This is a genomic window from Bradyrhizobium sp. CIAT3101, assembly GCF_029714945.1.
GTDB lineage: Bacteria > Pseudomonadota > Alphaproteobacteria > Rhizobiales > Xanthobacteraceae > Bradyrhizobium.
In genome coordinates, this window is the sequence record NZ_CP121634.1 from 6,850,586 (window position 1) to 6,866,739 (window position 16,154).

The following is a 16,154-nucleotide window of genomic DNA, read 5'->3' on the forward strand; positions in this document are numbered from 1 at the left end:
TCGCTCTCAGTCGTGAGCCTTCCTGCCTCTGACTATTTCGCGTTTCACGCGGTACATGTCCCGTGCTAGCGGAGTAATGACCTGCGCTTGCGCCGCCGGCTGATTTTGGCTCAGTTCGGCTAGAATGCGGCTGATCGTGCGCTGTTGAAGTACCAACTTTGGCGTAATTGGCAGGCCTGCCTTGACCGCGCGTGATGTGATTTGGAACACATGAAGCGAGTCCGCCCCGAGTTCGAACCAGTTGTCTGTGATGCCAATCTTCTCAATCTTCAATATTTCGCGGACGATCCCGGCTAAGCTCAACTCTTGCGGAGACGTGGGCGCCACATAGTTGCGGGATTGAAATGCGGAACCTGATTCTGGCGTAGGCAGCCTCTTTTGATCCACCTTGCCATTAATCGTCAGAGGCACGGAGTCGATAGCCATCAACGCGTGCGGGATCATGTGCGGCGGCAGCTTGTTTTGAAGATGCTCCCTCAACTCGGCCGGAGCGATTGGATCGCCTTCCTTGGCTACGTAGTACGCAATGATTTTGGGACTTCCTCCGTCATCCTTGCGCGCGACGACCACGGCCTGCTGTACCGCGGGGTGCTCAGCCAGAGCAGCTTCGATCTCACCCGCTTCAATACGGAAACCGCGTATCTTTAGTTGGTTGTCGGCCCGACCAATGTACTCGATGTCGCCTGTCGAAAGCACTTTAGCAAGGTCTCCCGACTTATACATCCGACGATTCGGAGTTTTGCTGAAGGGGTCGGGGACGAAACGCTCCGCACTCAGTTCGGGAAGATTCAGATAGCCATTCGCGACCCCCGCCCCTCCGACGTATATTTCGCCAATCACGCCGGGAGGCACGGGACGCTGTTTCGCATCCAGGACGTAGAGACGAAGATCCGGGATCGGTGTTCCAATTAGGCTACGAGCTTCCGAAAAAATATCGTCCTTGTTCAGGGGCCGGTAGGTAACGTGGACCGTCGTCTCCGTGATGCCGTACATGTTGACGAGCCGCGGACTCTGATCTCCATGTCGCTCTACCCAAGGTCGTAGGCTGGCGAAATTCAGCGCCTCACCGCCAAAGATCACGTATCGGAGAGACAATGGCTTCACGAAGCCAGCTTCTTCGACCTGGATCAGTTGATAGAAAGCGGCTGGAGTCTGGTTGAGAATCGTGACTTGCTCCTCCGCCAAGAGGTTATAGAAGTCCTGAGGAGAGCGAGTGACGAGATACGGGACGATCACGAGACGTCCGCCAGTCAGCAGGCAGCCCCAAATTTCCCAAACCGAAAAGTCGAACGACGAGGAATGAAATAGCGTCCATACATCGGTCTCGCCAAAATTGAACCAATTACGTGTCGACTCAAGCAGCCGCACCACGTTGTGATGGCTGATAACCACGCCCTTCGGTTTGCCTGTAGAGCCGGAGGTGTAGATCACGTATGCGGGAATATCGGGCGCGCAGTAAGCGGGCAGATTTTCCACGTCCTCCCGACCGATATCCGGACCATCGTTGTCAAGGCAAATAATCCTTGCCGGAGTCGTTGGAAGCCCGGCCGCGAGCGATTGTTGGGTGAGCAACACAGTAGGCTTGGCGTCCTCAACAAGCATGCTCAGTCGTTCAAGAGGATACGACGAATCGAGCGGCACATAGGCGGCTCCAGTCTTCAGGATCGCCAGCATCGCCACGACCATGTCGATCGAACGCTCAAAGCTCGTCATCACCCTCGAGGAAGGCTGTACCCCGATTCGTCGCAGGTACCGCGCGAGCTGGTTTGCCCGCACGTTAAGCTCGCGATACGTAAGGCGCTTTTCGCCGATCTGCACAGCTACCTTGTCCGGTGACAAAGTGGCTCGACGCTCGAACGTCTCCACGATAGTACGCGTCGGCGCCACCTCGATCGGATTCGGATTGAGTTTGGCGAGAATTGATGAGACCTGCTCCTCGTTCATCAACGCCAAATAGCCGATCGCCTTGTCTGCCCCGGAGGACGCGTCAAGCAAGATCGCTTTATAGTACTCCATCCACTGCGAGATTGTTGCCTCGTCGAAAAGGTCGGAATTGTAATCGCAATCGATTACCAGACCCCGATCCGACTCGATCACGTTGAAAAAGAGATCCAGGATGACCGAAGCTTTTGGATTTGGCTCGACGACCGTCTCAAGTCCCGCAAACCTAGCGCCCGCTCCAAGGCGCTCGAGATTGAATTGGACGTCCATAAGCGGCATTCGTGCCGGATCTCGGGGGACGCCAAGCTTTCGTATAAGCGTTCCGTACGTATAGGATTGATGATCATACGCATCGAGCAATAGCTGCTTGGTATGGCTCAATGCTTGTGAGAACGAGGAGTCCGGATCAAGCTGGGCGCGCAAAGGCAGGAAATTGACGCAGTGTCCGACGAGACTGCCGGTATCGGCGAGGTTCTGGCCGGCCGCCGGAACACCGACAACAATATCGCTCTGCCCGCTCAGCCGATGCAATAGCACGTAGAATCCCGCAAGCAGCGTCGCAAATAGCGTGCAGCTGCTCCTCGCCCCCATTTGCTTTATCTTGCGATAGGTATCGATATCAATTTGATACCGCGCCGTCGCACCCGCGTGCGTCTTCACCGAAGATCGCGGACGATCGATCGGCAGCGCGAGCTGTTCAGGCAACTCCCGAAATCGGCTCACCCAATATGCCTCGACATCACGATTCTTGCCGGAGCTTTCTAGTTCGTGCTGCGCGCGTGCATATTGGCCGAACCCAACGAGCTCAGGAAGGTCCGGAATTCTGTCTTCAATTTTCGCGGAATAGAGCGTCGCCAACTCGTCGACCAGCACATTGGTCGACCAACCATCGCAAACGATATGGTGCGACGTAATCGCCAATCGATGATAACTGGGCTCAAACCGGACGACTTCAGCCCGGATAAGCGGCCCATTGATGAGATCGAACGGAACGCGCGCATCCGCAGCAAGAATACGTGAGTGCTCTGCTTCGCGTTCCGAGGGCTCGAGACTCGCTAGATCACGAATTGGGATCTCAAGTCCAAGCTTAGGCTTCACATGCATCAAGCGACCATCTGATTCGACGGTCGCTCGAAGAGCCTCGTGTCTAGCGATCAGTTCGTTCACTGCTTCGCGCAACGCTTCGATTTGCAACTCACCCCTCAGGCCAATGCTGAACGATTCGTTGAACGCGCAGGATGCGTCGCTTCCCAAAACGGTTGCAAGAAATATCTCGCGCTGCGCTTCGGTCAGTTGAATCGGCTCCTGCTCCTTCGGACCGACGTTGGGCGATTTTGCTGGAACTGCAACGGAAAACGGTGATCCTGCCACATCGGAGAAGAAGCCGGCCTGCCGCATCTCCACGGCGCTATCTCTGAACGCTCGCACGATGAGATCCAGGTCCGCGTCGCTATGGGATGTCGTGAGGAAGCAAGGAAATCCTTCGCGAATATGAATACCCTTGTCGCGAAGATAGAAGTAATAGAGGCTTGCAAGCCGCTCTGAGGCAGCGAAGCTGAAATAGAAGAAGCTGCCAAAGCTCTCAATCTGCGTTGGCACCCTCTCCAACTTCAGCACTTTGTTGAGTCGCTGGACGAGGTCAGCCGTCCGCTCGTTCAATCGCTCCTGGAGAACGGCGCCTTGATCCCTGAGATGCACCAACACTGCATGCATCGCGGCTACGACGAGCGGATGGCGAACGAACGTGCCGGCAAAGAACGTGACACCAACCTCAGGATAGGATTCATCTCCGAACTGCCACGCGCCGCCGTCCAGAGCATCCATGAATCGACGGGTACCAGCAAGCACGCCCACAGGCATGCCACCCGCTATGACTTTTCCGTAGGTCACGAGGTCCGCACGGATTCCGAACAACGCCTGGCAACCGCCCGGGTGGACCCGGAATCCAGTAACGACCTCATCGAAGATCATTGCAGTGCCGGAAGCTGCCGTGATCTCCCGGATATCCTTCAGGAACTTGGTGGGTTGTAATGCTGGGTGACGGCTTTGAACGGGTTCAATAAGAACCGCCGCCAGATCGTCGGCATTTTTCCGTATCCAATCAATAGCTTCTTCGGTGCCATAGTCCAGCACGACCATGCTCGATGTGTTTTGTCGTGGAATCCCGGGGGCGATGGGGACGGCAACGGGCTCGCCGGCTCTATCCCTGATGCCCTTAACGAGAACTTCGTCAAACAAGCCATGATAGTCGCCATTAAACATGACGACTTTGCTCCGACCAGTGACCGTACGCGCCACGCGCAATGCCGCAAGAACTGCCTCGGAGCCCGTGTTGCAGAACGCCATGCGTTCATTGCCCGTCATATCGCAAAACATCTTTGCGACCTCGCCGGCGAGCGCACTTTGCGGCCCCGTCTCAAATCCCGCATGAAGCTGCGCTTCGATTGCCTTCTCGACGAAATCCGGGCGATGACCAAGCATGATTGGGCCAAAGCCGTTTACAAGGTCAATGTACTCGTTGCCATCAATGTCCCAGATCCGCGGCCCCTTTGAGCGGTCGGTCACGATTGGATAGACCATCTCCTTCCACCGGTCGCGAAAGCCCGAGACGACCCTTGGATCAGCCAGCACGTTTCGGTATTGCTGGGTAAGTCCTTTGGACTTCGCGGTGCGCCGCGTAACGCGTTCGATGAGCCGCGCCAGATGGCTTTGTTGCTGATCGGTCAAATCCAGCGATGTTCCCACCTGCGGCGGCTTATATGGACCGTGGGGTTTGCTCACGGAAACAGGCGAAGTGACTTGGGGAGACGCCACCACCGGTTCCGCGGACCGAGCTGGTCGCGCTGGGGCTATCAAAGTGCCTGCTGACGAGACGGATGGTCCGGAAACCTTGGCCTGCATGGTCTCAAGCTGCTTGGTGAACAGCTCGTTCATTGCCTGCAGTTGCTCCCGCATAAGCTGCGCCAATGTGTTTTCCGCAACGGGACTTCGCTCCTGCAACTCTGCCGAGACAACTTGCGTGACTCGGATGGGGGCGGAAGGCGTCCCTATCGCACCCTCAGGGGCGACCGCGGGAGCGTGGGATGGTGCGTGTAGGGGCTCAGCGTACATCTCCTGTGGCAGCTTGCCCTCAACATAATCGGTGAGCGCGGCAAGGCTTGATATGTCGTTGAGTAGTTGGCGGAACGTGATCTTGATCTCGAACTTCTGCTGCAAGGCCTGCGCAACTTGCGTTAGAAACAGGGAATCGAAACCGAGTTCCAGAAATGTTGCCGTCTCATCGGCGGAGCCAACGTCCAGCCCGGACAACTCGTGCAATACATCGGCGAGTGCGGCCTGAATCTTTGCCCTACGATTCTCTCGCGAATTCGAGACCGACTGAGACTTAATGTTGGGCGCCATGTTCGCGACTTCCGCTTCTTGTCCGGACTGTGAATTCACTATATATGACGGCGACGTCGTGGGAGACAAAGCGGCTATCGGGATCGACTTGTCGCTCGCATCTGGAGCGACCTCGAGCCAGTAGCGCTTACGTTCAAACGGATAAGTCGGCAGTGCAACGCGCTGGCGATGCTCACCATTCAACATGCTCTTCCAATGCGGTCGCCCCCCACCAAGCCACACCGCCCCCACGGCGCTTAGAAGCGCTTCGCTGTCTCGTTCGCCGGAAAATCCATCAGAGAGCGACGAGACGATTACCTGATTATTTGAACCGCCGGGCTTCTGACGCGAGAGCGTGGCCAGCACATTGCCAGGACCAACCTCCAAAAGAATTGCGTCAGGGTTCCTTCGCATCAACTCAACTGCCGACGCGAACCGCACGGGGTCGCGTGCATGCCGCGCCCAATAAAGCGGATCTGTCGCTTCATCGTCAGTGATCCAGTCACCGGTGACACCGGAGATGTACGGAATTTGTGGCGAGCTGATTTTTATTTTCGCGAATGCCGCAGCCAACGGATTAATGAGAGGTTCCATCATCGACGAATGAAACGCGTGTGACGTCACCAATCGCCTGCAGACGACCTTCTTATCTTCTAATTCGCTTTCGAATCTAGCGAGTGCGTCGAATGGACCCGCCACGACACAAAGCGATTGAGAGTTGATTGCAGCGATACACAGTGGCTCTCGCAGAATCTCACGCAGACTCGCCTCCGGAAGCCGAACCGAGAGCATGCCCCCCGCGGGCAGCTGCTGCATCATTCGTCCCCGCAAAGCAACCAGGTTCAGCGCATCCTCCAGGGACATCACACCGGCTAGGCATGCTGCAACGAACTCTCCAACGCTATGGCCGACCATTGCCTTTGGGCGAATACCCCAACTCATCCAGAGTTGGGCAAGGCCGTACTCAATCGTAAAGATTGCCGGCTGCGCAATGATCGTGTCACTTACGGCGCGCCTTGCATCTTCTCCTGCTCCTGCCGGCGGGTAGAGGAGCGTCCGAAGGTCGACGCCAAGATGCGGGTGAAGTATCTCGGCGCAGCGATCGACAGCGGTTCGAAAGACTGGCTCGGACTCGTAGATCTCACGCGCCATATCAACGTGTTGTGATCCCTGCCCAGGAAACATGAAATAGATCTCTGGGGCTTCGCCAGACCTCGACCGCGTCTGCACTTTCTCGCGTTTCGATAGCATCTGCACAGCTTCATCGACCTTACCGGCGACGACGATCCGGCGATGATCGAACTCCCGCCTGCCTTCCTGGAGCGTCCAGGCAACGTCAGCAATGTTCAGCTCTGGATTCGAACGAAGGTGTTCCGCCAGATTGTCGGTCGCTCGCTCAAGCGCTGTCAACGAACGTGCGGACAGTACGAGCAGATGGCTGGACTTTGTCGCCGGCACCTCAGCTCGCGCCGGTGCTTGTTCGAGCACGAGATGCGCGTTAGTTCCTCCGACGCCGAATGCGCTTACCCCAGCACGACGGGGTCCCTGATCATTCTTCCATTCCGAACGAGCAGTCTCAACCCGGAACGGACTACTCTCCAGGTCGCACTTAGGATTTGGCCTTTTGAAATGCAGCGTCGGCGGAAATACACCGTGTTTGACAATGTGTGACGCATTGATCAGTCCAGTTATGCCTGCGGCGATATCTAGATGCCCAACGTTGGTCTTCGCTGTTCCGATCGTGCAAAATTGCCGGCGTTCAGTCGACGCGCGAAATGCTCTGGTCAACGCAGCGAGTTCTATCGGGTCTCCCATCGGGGTGCCCGTGCCGTGCGCTTCGATGTAGCCGATCGTGTCCGGGTCGACTCCAGCAGCCTGATGCGCCATTGCGATAACAGCTGCCTGCCCCTCTACGCTGGGCGCAGTGTAGCCTACCTTCGCCGAACCATCGTTGTTGACGGCGAAACCCCGAATGATGGAGTGGACTTGATCACCATCGCGGAGCGCATCGTCAAGTCGCTTCAGCAACACGACGCCGACTCCGCTGCCGAAGACCGTTCCTTGCGCAGCCGCATCGAATGCCCGACAGTGTCCGTCGGGCGAGACCATCCCCCCATCCTGATACGGATAGCCCCGCTCCTGTGGGAGTGTGATCGACACTCCACCGGCCAACGCCATATCGGTCTGATAAGTCAACAATGCTTGGCACGCCTGCGTTACCGACAACAGCGACGTAGAACACGCCGACAGAAGGGTGAAACTAGGTCCGCGGAGGTTCAACTTGTACGAGACACGCGTTGATAGGAAGTCGAGGCTATTTCCCATCATCTCGACGTAGTTCGACACCTGGTAGCCCGCGGTAAATTTCTCGATGAAGCCGGGCGTTGCACAGAGACGCGAGAGAAAATACGAGGAGAGGCTGCACCCGGCATACACACCGATCATCCCGGGATACGAATCCGGAACATAGCCGCCGTTCTCGAGGGCTTCCCAACAGCATTCGAGGAACAGTCGCTGTTGTGGATCCATCAACTCCGCTTCGCGCGGATAGATTCCAAAGAATTCCGCGTCAAAATGTTCGATCTCGTCAATGACCGACCGAGCGTACACCTGACGAACGCCCGCGGCTGCGTCGCTTTTTTGGACCTCGTTCGGAGGGACATCGCGGAAGTGGGAGATCGACTCAATCCCCGCAAGCTGATTGCGCCAGAACTCAGCGACGCTGCGCGCGCCCGGAAAGCGTCCGGCCATGCCGACGATCGCGATGCTTTCCGTAACCGCACTATCGGCTTGCGCATCAGTCACGAAGCATCTCCCCCACGAAGTAATCTCCTCCGGCCAAATGCCGCGCGTTGTCTTTGCGCCCTCTCGCTTGTGTCCGTTGGTGACGCCTTCATAGCGGCGCGCGCATCCAGGTGGCGCGCGAGCCCACGAATTGTCGTAAACTCGAACAAATCCGTGATTGGAATTTCGCGGCTCAATCGCGCCTGCACGCGCCCATGGACATTGGCAAGCAGGAGAGAGTCACCGCCAACATCGAAGAAGTTATCGTCAAGGCCAAGGGCGTCGATTGCCAAAACCTCGCACCAGATTTCTTTGATTTCTCTCTCCAATATTGTCGATGCAAGCGGCGGCTCGCCCCGGACCAACGCTCGTGGTGCAGGCAATGCGGCGCGATCGACTTTTCCGTTTATCGTCAGCGGTAGCGTGCCGATTTGCTCATAGGCATATGGCACCATGTATTCGGGTATCCGAGACTTGAGAAACTCGCGCAACTCGTAACTTGTCGGAGAAGCAGATGGTTTAGCGACAATGTAGGCCACCAGCTTTGGCTCGCCGGGCCCGTCGCTGCGCGCAAGGACCACGGCTTGCGCGACGGAAGCATGATCGGCGAGCGTTGCCTCGACCTCACCGAGTTCGATGCGGTAGCCGCGAATCTTGACCTGCAAGTCGCCCCGCCCGAGATATTCGATATCTCCATGCTCGGTGGCTCGCGCGAGATCACCCGATTTGTACATCCGCATCGACTGCTCGCTCGCAAACGGATCCCGAACAAAGCGCTCCGCGGTAAGCTCGGGTCGATTAAGATAACCGCGCGCAACACCGGCGCCGCCAACATAGATCTCACCGACTTCGCCGATAGCGACAGGCTTCAAGTCCGAGTCGAGCAAGTAGAGATGCAGATCGGGAATCGGAATGCCAATGAGGCTTCTCACCTCATTTCTAGAATCGTCTGCAGAAACAGGCCTATAGGTAACGTGAACCGTCGTCTCTGTAATGCCATACATATTGATCAGTTGAGGCGCCTGATCGCCATGGCGCTCAAACCAGGGGCGGAGATTCGCGAAATTGAGCGCCTCGCCGCCGAAAATCACGTAGCGGAGCTTCAATGCCCCGACGGCGCCAGCCTCTTCGAGCTGAACCAACTGATAAAACGCCGCCGGTGTCTGGTTGAGTACCGTAACTCCGTCCTCTACCAACAGCTTATAGAAGTCTCTCGGTGAACGGGTGATCCACTGAGGTACGCAGACAAGGCGCCCGCCACTCAGGAGGCATCCCCATATCTCCCACACCGAGAAATCGAAAGCAGCCGAATGAAATAGCGTCCAAACGTCCGTCGGATCGAACTTGAACCAATCCGCAGTGGCGGAAAGAAGTCGGCAAACGTTCTGGTGAGTCACCAACACGCCCTTCGGTCTGCCAGTCGATCCCGAAGTATAGATCACATAGGCAAGACTTTCAGATGAGGCGATTTCATTCACCACAGACGGGTCGAGCGAGGCAATCGATTGACTGTCGCGGTCGACACAGATGATCGAGCTGCTTGATCTCTGCCCCAGCCTCTCGGCGAGACTCTCCCATGTTAAGATCACGGATGGACAAGCATCGTCCAGGATCATCGCAATACGTTCGACCGGGTATGATGGGTCGATTGGGATGTATCCTGCGCCCGCTTTAAGGACAGCAAGCATAGATATGATCAGGTCAAAAGAGCGCTCGAAGCAGAGCGCCACCAAGTCATCGGCCTGCAGATCAAGTTTGCGAAGATGCCGCGCAAGCTGGTTTGAGCGCTCATCTAGTTCTCGGTACGTCAGTCGGTCGCGGCCTAGCTGGAGCGCCACACTGTCAGGAGTTTGCGCTGCTTGTCGCTCAAACAACCGGCTCAACGTTTCGCCGGAAACTGGCGGCAATGCCTGCGCCCCTATTCCGTTGGCCAGCAAATTAACACCTGCCTGTGCCATCTTTTATATCGCCTCCGTGCGCCTCCCTGGACAATAAATAACGGGTCGGACGGCACGCTGAAATTGCAGAAACTCTAAATGGTAGTATAAACAATCGATCGTTTATCGTCAGCCAATTTACTGAATCAATAAGGCTTGCTAGTTTCGTTGGTTAATCAACAGAACGTTCCACCTCTGCAAATGCCGCGCATTAAGGCGACGAAAATGGGAGGAATTCCGCGGCAAAATGCTCTAGCTTGAGAGCTCACTATTCCATGCAAAATCAGGGTCGTCGAATGTACGCTACGTCCCGATCCCGCACCGCAACATAATCTTCCCCTGCAGAGTCGTAGCCTAGCGGGGCTCTATTCATCACATCGGGAAGCACGTCAGTCTTGAGAATTCTGGCCGGATTTCCGGCGACCACGCTATGTGGAGGAACGTCCTTGGTGACGACGCTGCCCGCTCCAATAATAGCACCACTTCCAATCTTGACACCGCCAAGTACGATGGCCTGCGGCCCAATCCAAACGTCGTCCCCGATCACAGGGTATTCGGTATGCCGGCCGTCCTTCATAATCCTATCTTTGCGGCCAATGACGACACCATTGAACAACGTTACATTGGCGCCAATGATGGCTTCCCGGTTCACAACGAGCCCCCAGCCGTGCACGATCACAAGACCAGGCCCAGCCCGGACGACCGAGGGCATATCGATCCCCGCCTTTGCTGAAGCGTACCGATGTAGTCCTCTGGCCAGCAATCTCAGGAAGGAAGAGCGCTCCGTACACCATTGGCAGAGCCTAAGCGTCCACACGGGACGAAAAGTGCGATTAGAGAAAGCAAGCAACAATATTGATCCCAGCGATAGCCTCTCGCCTTTGACTCGGTAAGCGTCAGCTTCGATCTTAGTCAAGAACGAGCTCTTCATGGGGCTCACTTCCTGGATGCTAGCGGGCTCAGGAGTCGCCGTACCAGGCTTCCTGTCACTAGATCGGCGCGCTCGGCTCTCGTAACCTGCCCCCTCGGCTGCACTCGCGCGGCTCGGTTTCCCTCAAACAAGGCCTCATACGCGCCGAGAAGCTTCGGGGCCTCATGAGGCCAGGCGAGTTGCTCAACGACCCTGGCCCTACCGAATATCCCGAGTTGCTCCCGACGATGGGGGTCGCCCAGCAGATCAAGAATCTTGGCGGCAAAATCTATCGAATCGTTGCGCTTTGCGTAGAGCGAAGCGTCAAGCGCCGTGAACCGTCCCTCAGTAAGGTCGAACTGAACGATTGGCTTGGCGAGCGCCATGTATTCCATGATCTTGTTCATGGTCGACTTGTCGTTCATCGGGTTACACTCGTCCGAGTTCACGCAGACGTCAGCGGTGTTGAGTATCCGAAGCAACTCATCGTCGGTGACGCGCCCCGCGAACGTGACGTAGTCGGCAATTCCCAACTCGACTGCAAGTGTTCTGAGCCGCTCAAGCTCAGGGCCGCCGCCGGCGATACAGAATTGAATGTCGTGGCGATCGAGATCCCGAACAATGTGCCGGACGGATTCAAGAAGGTAATTGATCCCTTCCTGCGCGCCCAGAACACCCACGTAGCCGACGCAGTATGTCCGCCCCTTTTTCACAGACGGGTCCGGTGGGACGATCTTGAGCCGCTCGAGATTGGGGCCGGAACGCACCACAAAGACACGCCCAGAGTCCATCTTACCGCGCTCAATGGCGATCTCGCGGTAAGATTGATTGGTCGCTATGGAGATATCGGCAACAGCGAAGGTGAGGCGCTCAAGAGCGACCACGACGCGATAGAGTATGTTTCGCTTGCCGAACTTTGCTTCGAACAGCTCAGGATTGATATCGTGATGATCGAAAACAAACTTTTTCCCGAGCAATAGTTTGAAGAAGCCGCCGATAAGGAAGATAAGATCGGGCGGGTTACATGCGTGAATGGCGTCGAATCCTCGCTCAAAAAGGACGCGCCAAGCCAGGAAAAACTCCCAGAACAGCGCAACCGCGTACTCCACGAAATAGAAGGAGACGCTACGCGCTTCAACGATTGGATGTCGATAGATGTGAACGCCATCGATAGTTTCGCGGCGAGCAGTAGCGCCATGCCCCACTGGACAAATTACGCTTACCTCGTAGCCAGCCCTGACTAACGTTGTGGCTTCATTCCATACGCGCCGATCGAATGGCACGGGAAGGTTCTCGACGATTATTAGGATTCGCTTGGGTATCAATGGATTACCAGCTAATACCATTGTAATTTTCCTTCAATCGAGAATGATCCCTGATGCGTACCAGGTCGACCACGAACTGATCCGATCGTACGCGATCACCAATCGTCCGAAACTCGGAATCCCCGTTTCCTACGACGACGATCTCGGCGTGCGAAAGAGCATCGTCCAGAGACTCCACAAGCAACGACGACACGTGAGGAATCATGCGCAGCAAATAATCCTTGTTCGCCCCAACGAGCTTGGACAGGCTAATATTGCGATCAAATATCCGGACGTCGTAACCTTTCCCGATCAGACGCTCGACGATTTCAAGTATCGGGCTCTCACGAAGATCGTCTGTTCCGGCCTTAAAGCTCATGCCGAGTATACTTACTCTCCGCTTTCCCAACTGCGTGATCATTTCAAGGCCACGGTTGGTATGCCGCTCGTTGGACGGCAGTACAGACGCCAATAGAGGAAGGTCCAGATCCAGCGAGCGCGCCTTGTGAACCAGAGCCCGAACGTCCTTGGGCAAGCACGATCCTCCAAACGAGAAGCCGGGCTTGAGGTAGTAGCTGGACAAATTGAGCTTGGTGTCTTTGCAGAAGACTTCCATGACCTCGTGACTGTCAATGGAGAGGCCCTTGCAGATGACGCCGATTTCGTTGGCGAATGCGACCTTCACCGCATGCCAAACGTTGTCGGAGTATTTGATCATCTCCGCGACTTCGATCGACGTTCGAACGAGAGGCGCCTTAATCGCGCTGTACAGCCCCTCGAGTTCGCTCGCGGTTCGATCGTCTTCGGCGCCGATCACCGTTTTGGGCGGCGAAAAAAAATCCTCAAGCGCGGTTCCCTCGCGAAGAAATTCGGGGTTCGAACCTACGCCGAAATCGAGACCGGCTTTCTTCCCACTCGCCTTCTCAAGCTCCGGGATGATGACGTTTCGGATAGTCCCGGGCAGCACGGTAGACCGAACGATGACCGAGTGGCGCGACGGCTTTTCACTAAGTGCTGCGCCAATCTCTGCACAAACGAGCTTGAGTGCAGATGTGTCCAGGTCACCGTTTCGCCTACTCGGAGTTCCGACGCATATAAGCGATAAGTCAGTTGAGAGAACTGCATCCCGAGCTTCGCGGGTAGCTCTAAGCCGACCGTTAGCGACAGCATCGGAAATCGTCTCGCCCAGTCCCTTCTCAATGACAGGCGACTTGCCCTGATTTATGAGGGATACCTTGGCCTCTGCGGGATCTACTCCGACGACCGAGTGGCCGAACGAGCTGAAACACCCGGAGGTAACAGCACCTACATACCCCAAACCGAAAACGCTGACTCTCATGTTTTTAAATCACTGAAATAAATGAACCGACTTTGCAATTACATCGCTTAAAATACGTCAGGCCACACAATTAATGCAACATGTTTAATGACTGAACCTTTTAAATGATGGGCAGACCAAGTCATTGCGCGGCTGGCCCAACAACGCACACAATTCAGCGAGGGAACTTACATTTGCCGAGGAACTAACGCCCCCTGCCAGATTTCGGTTATTCGGCTAATATACCCACCGATTTCATATTTTGCCGCATGCTCAACCTTGGCAGCGGCGCCAAGGGCGGCTCGGAACTGACTGTCCGCAATCAACCTCCGGAGTGCTGATGCCAGGGCTTCCACGTTTCCCGCCGGCACCAGTATGCCGTTCGCGCCATCCCTGATGACGTCGGCAACCGCCCCGACCGGCGTGGCAACGACGGCGAGACCGTAGGCGAAAGCCTCCAGAATTGACATCGGGAGATTTTCGGCAAAGGAGGGCAGGACAAAGATGTCGGAGGTTCGCAGAACCTCATTTGTCGCCTGGGAATCGAGCCAGCCAGGCACCTTCACGCGATCCCCGATACCAAGCTGGTCCGCGCGGGCTTTCGTTTCCTGAATCTGACCATTCCCAGCGATCGTTGCCGTCCAATTCAAACCGCTGTTGAGCTGTCCCAGCGCTTCAACGAGTTGGGGCGTCCCTTTACGCTTCCCAAGTTCACCAAGAAACGAAATCCTGACAGGCCCGTTCGAAGCCGTGTCACGCTTGAAATCCGCTGAAGCCGTTGCATTTGGGAGGATAATGATCCTGTTCTCAATTTGAGGGACATGAGCTCGGACCAACTCCGACCAAACACTTCCGAGCACGATTACAGCCGAGCTTTCCGCAAAGAGGCGATCCACCCACACGCGAACGCGAGGACCGGCCGCCGGCCAGAACTCTTGGAACCGAGATCCGTGAAGATGAACAACGTAGGGAACGCCTAGTCCCCGTGCAAAACGCGCCAGGAACGCCTTTCGAATAGCACTTCCGTCGGCAGCGACATTGATGTGCAACAGATCGACATGACCGCGTCGCTTCGCGATCCAGAGCTGAAACAACGACCAAAGGAAAAAGAACGGCCCCAAAATTCGAGGGCCGGGGCCGCGCGTAACGAGCCTGGAAGCTCTCACGTGCCCCGAGGGATCTCGGTTAATCTCAGCAACAATTAAATCCGTCAATCGGTCTATGCCGCCTCTTTGATGCTCCCCGAAAGGGGTTGCAATCAATACTTTGAGCGGTCGAGCTAGAACCATTTAAGCACCTCACTCATTTAATAATCATGCCCTTGCAGTATTGAGCAAGGCAAGGCAAATTCAGCGGAAAGTGATTGACCAACTGCAGTGACGGTTAAATTCGACCGTCCGCGTCCGCCGGAGTTGGGTTATATCGCCGCCTAGCTGGCATAAAAATAGGCGTTAAGGTCAACACACGAAGCGGTTATTTTATAATTCCATTCGACCGCTTTTACGCTATTAAGACAGTCGTATTTTACGAATTTTCACTAGGTGCGGAGTGACCGTCATGCCTTCGAAACCTACTCCTCTTATCGATCTTGATTGGAATACGTTTGATCCCTGGGCGGTTACGCCGGTCACGCACCGCATCTCGAACGATCCGCGGTTTCGTATCGAGGAACTCGTCGAGCTCGCCAAACGTCTGGGCAGTAAAGGACGGGTCCGGGCTCACACAAACGCCGCTGGAGCCGGAACTTCGTTTGCCAACGCGCCGGAGCTCCATCCGGTCAAAGACGATTTAGTGCACACGATGGAGCATATCCAGGCCGCAAAGGCTTGGATGTCCCTTCTCAACGTCCAGACCGACCCCGTCTATCGCGGACTGGTCGACGAGGTACTGGATAGCGTGCGCCCAAGTGTCGAACTCAAAGACCCTGGCATGGGCTACCGTGGCGGGTGGATTTTTGTCAGCTCGCCGATGACGGTCACGCCGTTCCATATCGATAAGGAGCACAACTTCATACTGCAAATCAAAGGGCAGAAAACGATCTATGTCTGGGAGCCCAACGATCTCCGGGTGGTCAGTCAGCAGGCTCGCGACCGCTTTCATTCGCGACATGATCGAGAACTAATTTCATGGCGAGAAGAGTTTCGAGAGAGGGCTCATTGTTTCAAGCTCGGCCCGGGACAAGGAGCCTACATGCCATCCACCAGTCCGCATCTGGTTGAGGTCGGAGACGAACCTTCAACGACGGTTAGCTTCACTTACTACACCGACAGCACCCGGCGTGACAGTTTGATTCATAAAATTCGAGGTCGTCTGGCGGAGATCGGCATCAATGTCCCCTCTTCGCAAGGCGCAGGTGCCCTTGATGGCGCCTTGTATCTTGGCGCACGTGCCGCACGTGTAGCGACGCGCGTCGCCTACCGTGCGACGGGAAGACGGGTTGGTGAGGAGACTGCGACGTACGCTCGTGCCGAGAGCGCGTAGAGTGCTTTCGGGAGACCAACCGACACCAGGCTGCCGTCCACCGTGGCTTTATTCGCTGTTGGGAGGCTGTTCACGCAGCGGCGCGTCGAGGCGTACGG

7 protein-coding genes are annotated in these 16,154 nt (G+C 56.0%); 1 reads left to right on the forward strand and 6 read right to left on the reverse strand.

Annotation, left to right across the window (positions count from 1 at the left end):
• Positions 1-6 precede the first annotated feature (6 nt).
• The 6 genes from QA645_RS32085 to QA645_RS32110 form a co-directional block, all read right to left on the reverse strand.
• Entirely contained in the window at positions 7-8,127 is an 8,121-nt protein-coding gene (locus tag QA645_RS32085) for a non-ribosomal peptide synthetase/type I polyketide synthase (RefSeq protein WP_283045277.1), read from the reverse strand.
• Positions 8,124-10,064, reverse strand: coding sequence for an amino acid adenylation domain-containing protein (locus QA645_RS32090; RefSeq protein WP_283045278.1), 1,941 nt, complete (start codon positions 10,062-10,064; stop codon positions 8,124-8,126). The genes QA645_RS32085 and QA645_RS32090 overlap by 4 nt, the downstream gene beginning before the upstream one ends.
• A gap of 262 nt (positions 10,065-10,326) precedes the next feature.
• Positions 10,327-10,755 carry a serine acetyltransferase gene (locus QA645_RS32095; RefSeq protein ID WP_283045279.1) on the reverse strand — a complete coding sequence of 143 codons (429 nt, stop codon included), beginning with the start codon at positions 10,753-10,755 and terminating at the stop codon, positions 10,327-10,329.
• A gap of 224 nt (positions 10,756-10,979) precedes the next feature.
• Positions 10,980-12,299, reverse strand: a complete 1,320-nt coding sequence (locus tag QA645_RS32100) for a glycosyltransferase family 4 protein (RefSeq protein ID WP_283045280.1) — start codon at positions 12,297-12,299, stop codon at positions 10,980-10,982.
• Entirely contained in the window at positions 12,283-13,596 is a 1,314-nt protein-coding gene (locus tag QA645_RS32105; RefSeq protein ID WP_283045281.1) for a nucleotide sugar dehydrogenase, read from the reverse strand. Before QA645_RS32105 ends, QA645_RS32100 begins: the two co-directional genes overlap by 17 nt.
• A gap of 167 nt (positions 13,597-13,763) precedes the next feature.
• Entirely contained in the window at positions 13,764-14,864 is a 1,101-nt protein-coding gene (locus QA645_RS32110; protein ID WP_283045282.1) for a glycosyltransferase family 4 protein, read from the reverse strand.
• A 268-nt stretch (positions 14,865-15,132) separates the two neighbouring features.
• Between QA645_RS32110 and QA645_RS32115 the strand changes: the two genes are divergently transcribed.
• On the forward strand, positions 15,133-16,056 hold the full coding sequence (locus QA645_RS32115; RefSeq protein ID WP_283045283.1) for a cupin-like domain-containing protein: 924 nt from the start codon (positions 15,133-15,135) through the stop codon (positions 16,054-16,056).
• Positions 16,057-16,154 lie beyond the last annotated feature (98 nt).

What these genes read in the sequence shown, in the direction of transcription:
- QA645_RS32090 (WP_283045278.1), bottom strand. Translation starts at nt 10,064, where the DNA reads ATGGCACAGGCAGGTGTTAATTTGCTGGCCAACGGAATAGGGGCGCAG.
- QA645_RS32095 (WP_283045279.1), bottom strand. Translation starts at nt 10,755, where the DNA reads ATGCCCTCGGTCGTCCGGGCTGGGCCTGGTCTTGTGATCGTGCACGGC.
- QA645_RS32100 (WP_283045280.1), bottom strand. Translation starts at nt 12,299, where the DNA reads ATGGTATTAGCTGGTAATCCATTGATACCCAAGCGAATCCTAATAATC.
- QA645_RS32105 (WP_283045281.1), bottom strand. Translation starts at nt 13,596, where the DNA reads ATGAGAGTCAGCGTTTTCGGTTTGGGGTATGTAGGTGCTGTTACCTCC.
- QA645_RS32110 (WP_283045282.1), bottom strand. Translation starts at nt 14,864, where the DNA reads ATGGTTCTAGCTCGACCGCTCAAAGTATTGATTGCAACCCCTTTCGGG.
- QA645_RS32115 (WP_283045283.1), top strand. Translation starts at nt 15,133, where the DNA reads ATGCCTTCGAAACCTACTCCTCTTATCGATCTTGATTGGAATACGTTT.